At 36.7% G+C, this 7,836-nt stretch carries 6 protein-coding genes and 3 pseudogenes; 3 read left to right on the top strand and 6 right to left on the bottom strand.

The genetic code is table 11. The annotated features are described in order from the left end of the window. The coding region (locus tag HMPREF9018_RS10270) for a transposase (protein ID WP_157794601.1) at positions 1 to 323 on the top strand (323 nt) is incomplete at its 5' end. 271 nt (positions 324 to 594) lie between these two features. Next, positions 595 to 792: pseudogene (locus HMPREF9018_RS10820) on the top strand (helix-turn-helix domain-containing protein); the annotation flags it as partial. A gap of 407 nt (positions 793 to 1,199) precedes the next feature. Here HMPREF9018_RS10820 and HMPREF9018_RS10265 read toward each other — a convergent pair. Then, on the bottom strand, positions 1,200 to 1,631 hold the full coding sequence (locus tag HMPREF9018_RS10265) for a hypothetical protein (RefSeq protein WP_157794600.1): 432 nt from the start codon (positions 1,629 to 1,631) through the stop codon (positions 1,200 to 1,202). 465 nt (positions 1,632 to 2,096) lie between these two features. Here HMPREF9018_RS10265 and HMPREF9018_RS10260 point away from each other — a divergent pair, with 465 nt between their 5' ends. After that, on the top strand, positions 2,097 to 2,552 hold the full coding sequence (locus HMPREF9018_RS10260) for a hypothetical protein (protein ID WP_232724677.1): 456 nt from the start codon (positions 2,097 to 2,099) through the stop codon (positions 2,550 to 2,552). Between the two features lie 30 nt (positions 2,553 to 2,582). Here HMPREF9018_RS10260 and HMPREF9018_RS10255 read toward each other — a convergent pair. From HMPREF9018_RS10255 to pheS, 5 genes and pseudogenes are all read right to left on the bottom strand, one after another. Next, positions 2,583 to 3,506: pseudogene (locus tag HMPREF9018_RS10255) on the bottom strand (IS982 family transposase). 103 nt (positions 3,507 to 3,609) lie between these two features. Further along, positions 3,610 to 3,804, bottom strand: a pseudogene (locus tag HMPREF9018_RS11345) (IS5 family transposase); the annotation flags it as partial. Between the two features lie 160 nt (positions 3,805 to 3,964). Beyond that, a complete protein-coding gene (locus tag HMPREF9018_RS10250; protein ID WP_008451340.1) occupies positions 3,965 to 5,539 on the bottom strand; it encodes an Eco57I restriction-modification methylase domain-containing protein in 1,575 nt (524 codons plus the stop codon). A 4-nt stretch (positions 5,540 to 5,543) separates the two neighbouring features. After that, positions 5,544 to 6,197, bottom strand: a complete 654-nt coding sequence (locus tag HMPREF9018_RS10245) for a hypothetical protein (RefSeq protein ID WP_157794599.1) — start codon at positions 6,195 to 6,197, stop codon at positions 5,544 to 5,546. 495 nt (positions 6,198 to 6,692) lie between these two features. Next, positions 6,693 to 7,733 (bottom strand): phenylalanine--tRNA ligase subunit alpha, encoded by a 1,041-nt coding sequence (gene pheS / locus HMPREF9018_RS10240; RefSeq protein ID WP_008451342.1) that lies wholly within the window; start codon positions 7,731 to 7,733, stop codon positions 6,693 to 6,695. Positions 7,734 to 7,836: the final 103 nt, after the last annotated feature.

The following is a 7,836-nucleotide window of genomic DNA, read 5'->3' as shown; positions in this document are numbered from 1 at the left end:
CCGTTACGTATGTCAATGCAGAGGGCCTCGTAACGCATATTGATCAGAAAGTGCTTTTTATAAGAGGAGAACTCACCCACGAGGCACGAAGGGTGGAGATATTTTACGAGACAAAGAGACCTGTTGTACTATTGACCAACAACTTTGACTTCACGGTTGAGGACATTGCTGAAATTTACCGCTTAAGATGGGCTATCGAGTCGTTATACAAACAACTTAAACAGAACTTCCCGCTTCATTTCTTCTATGGGGACAGCGTCAATGCCATACAAATACAGACATGGGTAGTCTTGATTGCAAATCTGCTGATAACAGTCCTATAAAGAAGCATTAAGAGACACTGTGCATTCTCGCAAGTTGTTACCATGATAAGACTTATGCTTATGTACTACGTTGATTTTATCGCATTCATGGAAAATCCCGAAAAAACTTGGAATGATTTCCTTGCAAAGAAGATGTAAAAAGCACCACCTGAACCAAGTCTTTTCGATTAAGAGGGGACTTACTTTTGAAAAAATAAACCCCGAAGTCTAATTTTACTGGGCTTCGGGGAGGATATTTATGCTCTTTTGAGTTTTACCGGACAGCAATATATTAGATACGACCATTCACCCTCCATTGAAACCTGAATACTTGGATATCATAGATGTCTCCAAAACTTTGAAGTTGAAACAAAAGACCATTTACAATTGGGTTTGGGCTGGAAAAATTCCTTATCTTAAAGCCAATGGCAGATTACTTTTCCTTCGGGAAGAGATAGATGAAATGCTACGTAAACAAGGGAACTGGTAGGCATCCGTTCACTATCTTTGCAGTGTTCAATCCTATTGAACGACTATAAATATTGAACAAGATATGTATGGAATACAGATCATAGATCTGTTGCTCTCTGCGGCACACGAAAGCTGTGCTTTTACGTGCAACCAACTGAGCTACAAGTCATTTGTGCTATATCATTGACTATTAATGAACACTCTGCGAGAAACAATTAGTCAACAATCAGTCAACAACTACTCTCTAAGCAAATAAGGTGAATTTTGCAATAGACCTTGCTTTTGCTCTTGTTTATAAAAAGTCAGTTGCGGATATGTCTTGAAATACCACTGGCTACTTACAATATAATAACGTATTTCAGTCCTTTTTATTGTAAAGGAGTAAAGCAATCTTTCTGTGATTTCCCAAGGCATATCCACATTGCTCTACTGTTTCTGCAAATGAACTATTGCGTGGGGCTTGTCCTTGTTAGTCCATTTTCCATCCACATCTGCCCAATAGCAGTCCCATTCGGCAGACTTGCCATTGATAGAGATTGTCCCCTCAATGTAATCGTCTGCTGCATTCTCACCAACGACAATCTTTAATGTCTTGTCGTTCAAAGTCCAACGAGTGTAGTTCCAACCTGTTTTAGGGTTGATAGTAAGAGTACCATTTTTGTTGAATGTGCCTGTTGCGTTAGTCCAATGGTTGAAATGTCCACCTGCATTGTCAACAGAAGTGACTTTCCAAGTTGTGCCTACTAATGATGTTGAGGCTTCCTTATTTTCGTCATCATCATTTGAACAAGCGTTGAAGCTAACACTCATCACGATGACTAACAAAGCCATTCCAATCAATCTTAATGTTTTCATCATTTCTTGAAATTTAAATTGTTAATATATTATTTCTGCTTTACTCCTACATTTAATATGTCGATTTACACCCTTGTTTGCAGAGAGAGAGGTTTATGAACTAAACTCTGCAACTCCTTGTATCGTAACATTTTATACGTTTCAAACTTTTTTTCGTGTAGTCATATTGTAGCCACAAGAGAGTATTTTGAGAGTACTCATAGATACTGCTGATAGAATTGCACTCTTGCAAATCTTGGGTTCAAAAGTACTAAAAAAAAAAATGAGACTTCTCCAAGTATTTGATGTTAAATATCTTAAAAATTTTTGGCTACAATTTTCAGTGCACGGTGCACTGAGGTCATGATATAGTGTAATTGAATAAAATAACAAAATGGTATAATAATGCCAAATAATGGTTTTGTAATATTCTGATAAAAACTCAATCCATATGAACTTTGCATTCTAAAAACATTAATCTCATTTTATATGGCTCGTAAAAAAGGATGTAAATCAAATAAGGAAGGACGAATTTTCATAGTAAAACCAACCATTGACATGATGTTATCAACTTGCATTAATGTAAAGCTGGTAGCTAATTTAGGAGGTTTTGAGTATTCTAATTTTGTAAAGACCTGCAAGTTGGGAAAAGACATACGCCTAAGTTCTTTAGAGCGATGTGCAACTGCGTTTGGTAGGGACACACTTGTCATTCATCTTCCCGCAGGACTTGTCGAATCGGTAGCAAACCCACAAGCACACCATAGTGGACTTTTTCATACGATAGAGGAAGCTGAACTCAAAATAGTGTTGAAGGAGATACTCAAAATTAAAAAGTCACAATTCTTACCCCAGTTCGGGTTAAGCCGTCTATATTTTGATAAGTTAGGAGCATTATTCCTTGTTAGAATTATGTGCACGATAATACATCCCACTCTATCATGAATGGGATATGATTTAGATAAAAAATGTTGCTTAAAACAACGCCAACTGTTTAGTGTCTTCTATGCAATATCCCTGGAGAGCTTCTGGCTTGTTTTCAAAGAAGCAGTATGCCCCCAAGGCAGATACAAGATTCATGATAAAGTTTGTCACAGACCTATAGCGTGAATGTACAATTTGGGCAGTGTTTTTCAGAAGATCATTGATGGTTTCTATGATATATTTTTTTCACAGCATCATTCTATCATAGAAAGGCATGAGTTTGTTTTTCATATTTACCCTGAGCCCCGTCACCAACTGAATACCATCTTCAAAAAGAAAGTCAAAAAGTTTTTGTGATATGTATCCTTTGTCAGCGAACAGCTTGCCATACAGACGTTTGGCAAGAACCTTGAAAACTTTTGTGTCTTTGTCACTGACATTTGCTCCAGTAAGAACGAAAGCTATGATTTCCCCTCTGTCATTACATGCCAGATGAAGCTTGAATCCGTGACACCAGCCCATTGTTCCTTTCCCATTTGTTGCAACGCCTTTGAACACCTTGTTGGCATAGCGTCTAAGATTGTGGCATACAGGAATCATTGTTGAGTCAACAAATGTAATACCTGTACATCTTCCAAATGCACGCAGATTAAGAAAGAACATAAGAGGGAAAAACACCCTACTTTCAAGTTCAACAAAACGGTTGTAAGAGACAGTGTTAGTGAAGTACGTCTTAAAAGTCCCCTTGATGAAGAATAGGTAATAGTGCTTGAAATTACGAAATGTTCCGAAATGGAAATACAATAAAATAGTCATGATTTCGCTGTCGGCCAAGGAAGCCTTACGCCTTCTACGCTTCGTGGTATCGTCACCTAAAAGCAGTTTCCAGCCATTTTTAGCTCCAAAATGTTTGCAAAAATCATCTATAACACAGAATAATTCAGTAATTTTGTAATCGGTAGTCTGCGTAAGTATATTTGTAACTGTTTGATTATTAACTATAAAGGTACAAAATATTTATGAGACTACCTTATTCTTTATTTACTTTTTTGCGTTTTCTTATCCCGAACTAAGGTATAATATTGAATAAAATCAAGCTGTCATAACTTGGACGACCTGTTGATTTATAACCTTTGGTATAAGCGATTTCTATGATAACACGGATAGGTGTCCAATCGATTAATTTATCTATTTGGAAAAAGGAGGTCTACTTGATCTTACACTGACCGAGAACGACATCGGCAAAACTGGGAGAAGAAAGAGTTTGTTTCATACCATAAAGGTACAAAAATATGATGAAATGAGCAAATCTTCAACAATAAGTTTTGCAGAGGTCTCTTTCTATATTTCATATATGGCAAGCTAGTTGGCAATAAGGGGTACATCTGAAAGAATCCCCCTCGCAAGCTATACGGTTCGTAACCATCACATTATCATAAATTGCTCTGACTATCAAGAAAGTTCAACTGCCTTGGTGTAGATTTTGTACTTTTAGCTTTTTTGTATGTTCCTACATTATTAGAATACAGATTAGCGAAGATTTTATCTAATTCTATCCTGTATGCGCTTATGTCTGATTCGCCAGATTTCAATACTGTAACTATCTTCTTGACTAAAGCATCGACTTTGATCTTTACATCTTCAACAGGTGTGACAAATGGAATTTTCTTAATATAGTTTGCAGAATTGTTTGTTGAGGGATTAATGGCATTTATAAGTTCTGTACAGACGGACGAATTGAAAAAGCCCAAGAGATAATACACCCAAGTTTCATCTTTGGGGAATACACCTACTATTGACTGGTCGAACAATCTTCCGTCAATCAACGCGGCTGTCAATCTTGAAGACCGTATCATAGGGATACCTATTCCATTCTTGAAATAGAAATCCGAATTTTGGAATCTACATTTTTTATTTTGTCTATATTCTGTAATAGCCAAAGTTGACCAATCCATAAACCAATGATTGGGTTTGACATACTCAACATTTCCACCCTTTACAATCGGCACAAGGCAACATAGCTCTGATATTCCGTTCTCTTTCTCTTTTTGGGATAACGATGTCATCCTAATACGCTCTTTGTCTGCGCAGCCGTATTTTTTAGCATTCTTTACCTCTTTATTGATTGGGTGAAGATACTTTTTGTCATATCCCGAATAAAAGCCAGTAACGCAACTTGCTATGTCTCCAATTCTTTTTATGCTCCTGTCATTTACCAGCTCTGCAATTTGTTTGGTAGAGTTAAGCATGAATGCCGAGCCAATACTTTCAAGTACAGATTTCTGAGATACAGTTTTCATTACACCACAATCCCTTTGCTCCAGTTCCTCCACTGTCTTGAATTTTGTCCTGACCACAATCTCGTTGTTCAGATTCTGAGAAACGTCTGAACTTTTCTCCAATGTAATAATACAAAGATTTGCATAACCAAAATTGACTCCAGGAAAAAATGAAGAGGGGAAAAGAGCCAATTCTTTAATCTTGGTATTGGTGAGCAAAAATTTACGAATGGACAAATGCCTATGAAGAGACAGGAATGTATTGGGCACGATAAAGCACAACTCTCCGTTTTCCTTCAAGCAGCGGGTACAGGCATAAAGAAAAAGGGTATAACTCTCTTTTGTATATAAATCAGGGTACAATTTGTTGAGAAGTGCCTTTTTATGCTCGTCGCTCCTCGCACCATAAGGAGGATTGCCTATTATCTTGTCATATCTTTGCGAGCACTCCAAAATCGCTTTGTCAAGCAAGGTGTCCGTTTCCTTGATTGATACACAAGATTTCATACTATACTTGCTTTTCAGACCAGCCACAGTAGACGAATTAAGTTCAAAAACACTGATTTGCACATTTTGAGTATTTTCCAATATTTTGTCTATGAATACACCATCTCCTCCACACGGCTCCAATATTAGGTCGTGTGGTTTGAAATGCAACATGCCTGTCATATAATTGAGTATGGGGTTTGATTTTGTATAATATGCTTGATATGTCAATGCAGTGTCCATATACTTACCAGATAAGATAATTCTGAAGATTGTTATGCGTAACCGTTTCCCTCATCCGAGGTGCAAAGTCGTTCATCCAATCAATATTGTTCTCTATCCAATGGTGAATGTCAAAACCCGTGAAATGACATATTTTAGAATATGTATCAGAACCGCATGAAGTTTTCCACACTCCTGAATTTTGGAGCGTGTTCAAGTAGTGGTTATTCTCTGTAGAGCGAACGAATATCAAGCACTTGTAGTTTTCTGCCTCTATATTCTGATATATACTCCCGACAAGAAGCAGCCTATTTGTATTGCCTTTTTCGTTTGAGCCGAATCCACTCTTGAAATCTACAATATATTTGGCTGTTCCGTCTGTGAAATGCAAGTCGCATTCCAACTGTATTTCACCTGATGTCACAAGTCCCCACACCTTGTCATAATAGCGTTTAAGTTGTGCTTTTTCGTCAAACATAATAGCCAAACCATCTATATAAGTTGCAATTTCCGTTGAGAGGCTCGCCTTTACTTCAGAAAATAAAGGCGGTACAAAAGACGCAATTCTTGTGGACGGATATTTGAAACACAATTTGCAAAATGGCTCCCACAATTCACCCACTCTTCGGGAAAAAGCCATATAGTCATATTCCCAAACAGCATTACGCGATTCTAGCATAACCACATCATTTGTGTAAGTTATCATTAGCACACACTCAAGAATATCATTGTTTGTTCAATGTTGCGCTCTTGCCGTCTCCTCAACAATTAATAACAGATTTTCCTTACTCTGAATAATTGCCTTGTTCAGGGCAGATGCCCTTTTCTTATAATCGGCTGCGGAATACTGGAGTGCCAGTTAGCTAACTATCTCATTGGCACGATTTCTGAAATATGCCAAAAGTTCAGCCTTGTTATTTCTTAAATTTATATCTATGTCCATAATAGAAAAATAGATGCTATATGTTTACACATAAAAATAAAACAAAGATAAACATTTTAAGTGAGTTACGCAAACCTTTTAGAAACAAACACCTCATATAAAAAGATACAAAAAAATTATGGAATAGCAAAGCTCGTGTTTATGAAAGTTTGGAGTTTGTGATATGAAAAAAGAGGGTTTGCCATTTTTGACACACCCTCTATATCTTTTAAGGAATACTATATAATAAAATTATTGAACCCCTTCAAATTCACGTAAAAAACGAGTATCATTTTCAGAAAAAAGACGTAAATCGCTTACACGATACTTTAAGTTTGTTATACGTTCTACACCCATTCCAAAAGCATATCCTGTATAAATAAGCGGATCTATACCACAAGCTTCTAAGTCATGGGGATCAACCATTCCACAACCTAATATCTCTACCCAACCTGTATGTTTGCAAAATCCACAACCTTTTCCTCCACAGATATTACAACTAATATCCATTTCTGCACTAGGCTCAGTAAAAGGGAAATAACTTGGGCGCAAGCGTATTTTTGTGTTAACACCAAACATCTCGCGAGCAAAAGTCAGAAGAACTTGTTTTAAATCAGTAAAACTTACACCTTTATCTATATAAAGTCCTTCAACTTGGTGAAAAAAACAATGAGCACGAGCACTTATAGCTTCATTACGATATACACGTCCTGGACAAAGTACACGTATAGGTGGTTTATGTGTAGACATATAATGAGCCTCGTCATTGGAAGTATGACTACGTAAAAGTACGTTTTTAGTAACATCGACACTATTGCTGCGATCTATAAAGAAAGTATCTTGCATATCACGTGCAGGGTGATCTGCTGCAAAATTAAGCATAGTAAACACATGCTTATCATCGTCTATTTCTGGGCCTTGAAATAAAGTAAAACCCATTCTGGCAAAAATATCTATTATCTCATTCTTCACAAGTGTTAAAGGATGACGTGTTCCAAGCTCTATAGGATAAGCTGTACGTGTTAAATCAATATCATTGCTTTGGGCATCTTTTACTTCGAGCTGTTCCTTTAATGCATTAATCTTTTCTTGAGCCCTTCGCTTTAGTTCATTTATACGTATCCCAACTTCTTTTTTTTGATTGGCTGCAACATTACGGAACTCACTCATCAAAGCCGCAATCTCACCTTTTCTGCTAAGAAATCGCAAACGAAACTGTTCTACCTCTTCAGTATTTTTTGCTGATAATTGGTTTACTTCTTTGAGTAGATTATCTATCTTTTCTAAAAGCATACTTCTATATTTTTCTGCAAAGGTAATGATAATCTTCCAAAAAAAATAGGATAAAGTATTAGAAAAAGAATAGCTTTCACATACTTTTCTATTTACTCTGTCT

This window comes from Prevotella amnii CRIS 21A-A, from assembly GCF_000177355.1.
Taxonomy (GTDB): domain Bacteria; phylum Bacteroidota; class Bacteroidia; order Bacteroidales; family Bacteroidaceae; genus Prevotella; species Prevotella amnii.
Note: the sequence above shows the minus strand (reverse complement) of the source record. Positions and strands in the feature narration are given on the sequence as shown.